Genomic DNA, 1,671 nt, shown 5'->3' with positions numbered 1-1,671 from the left:
ATTTTGAGAGCTATCTCAAATTCTTATTTAATATGAGAGTTTGATCCTGGCTCAGGATGAACGCCGGCGGTGTGCCTAATACATGCAAGTCGAACGCGTTGGCCCGACTGATTGATGATGCTTGCATCAGATTGACGACGGTTTACCAACGAGTGGCGGACGGGTGAGTAACACGTAGGCAACCTGCCCAGAAGCGGGGGACAACATTTGGAAACAAGTGCTAATACCGCATAACAACGAAAACTGCCTGGTTTTCGTTTAAAAGATGGTTTCGGCTATCACTTCTGGATGGGCCTGCGGCGCATTAGCTAGTTGGTAAGGCAACGGCTTACCAAGGCAGTGATGCGTAGCCGAGTTGAGAGACTGATCGGCCACAATGGAACTGAGACACGGTCCATACTCCTACGGGAGGCAGCAGTAGGGAATCTTCCACAATGGGCGCAAGCCTGATGGAGCAACACCGCGTGAGTGAAGAAGGGTTTCGGCTCGTAAAACTCTGTTGTTGAAGAAGAACGTGCGTGAGAGTAACTGTTCACGCAGTGACGGTATTCAACCAGAAAGTCACGGCTAACTACGTGCCAGCAGCCGCGGTAATACGTAGGTGGCAAGCGTTATCCGGATTTATTGGGCGTAAAGCGAGCGCAGGCGGTTTTCTAAGTCTGATGTGAAAGCCTTCGGCTTAACCGGAGAAGGGCATCGGAAACTGGATAACTTGAGTGCAAGAGAGGACAGTGGAACTCCATGTGTAGCGGTGGAATGCGTAGATATATGGAAGAACACCAGTGGCGAAGGCGGCTGTCTAGCTTGCAACTGACGCTGAGGCTCGAAAGCATGGGTAGCGAACAGGATTAGATACCCTGGTAGTCCATGCCGTAAACGATGAGTGCTAGGTGTTGGAGGGTTTCCGCCCTTCAGTGCCGGAGCTAACGCATTAAGCACTCCGCCTGGGGAGTACGACCGCAAGGTTGAAACTCAAAGGAATTGACGGGGGCCCGCACAAGCGGTGGAGCATGTGGTTTAATTCGAAGCTACGCGAAGAACCTTACCAGGTCTTGACATCTTGCGCCAACCTCAGAGATGAGGCGTTCCCTTCGGGGACGCAATGACAGGTGGTGCATGGTCGTCGTCAGCTCGTGTCGTGAGATGTTGGGTTAAGTCCCGCAACGAGCGCAACCCTTGTTACTAGTTGCCAGCATTCAGTTGGGCACTCTAGTGAGACTGCCGGTGACAAACCGGAGGAAGGTGGGGACGACGTCAGATCATCATGCCCCTTATGACCTGGGCTACACACGTGCTACAATGGACGGTACAACGAGCAGCGAACTCGCAAGGGCCAGCTAATCTCTTAAAACCGTTCTCAGTTCGGACTGCAGTCTGCAACTCGACTGCACGAAGTCGGAATCGCTAGTAATCGCGGATCAGCATGCCGCGGTGAATACGTTCCCGGGCCTTGTACACACCGCCCGTCACACCATGGGAGTTTGCAATGCCCAAAGCCGGTGGCCTAACCTTCGGGAAGGAGCCGTCTAAGGCAGGGCAGATGACTGGGGTGAAGTCGTAACAAGGTAGCCGTAGGAGAACCTGCGGCTGGATCACCTCCTTTCTAAGGAAGAAAACGGAACCTGCACATGGGTTGAAACTTTGTTCAGTTTTGAGGGGTTTACCTCTCAA

Annotated in this window: 1 rRNA gene; it reads left to right on the top strand. The window is 52.8% G+C overall.

Annotated features, from left to right (window positions below):
* Positions 1 to 28: 28 nt before the first annotated feature.
* Positions 29 to 1,603, top strand: a 16S ribosomal RNA gene (locus HMPREF0501_RS08445).
* The last annotated feature ends 68 nt before the right edge of the window (positions 1,604 to 1,671 follow it).

This window comes from Limosilactobacillus coleohominis 101-4-CHN (genome assembly GCF_000161935.1).
Classification (GTDB): domain Bacteria; phylum Bacillota; class Bacilli; order Lactobacillales; family Lactobacillaceae; genus Limosilactobacillus; species Limosilactobacillus coleohominis_A.
The sequence above is the reverse complement of the archived record's forward strand: the minus strand, read 5'-3'. Positions and strand labels throughout refer to the sequence as shown.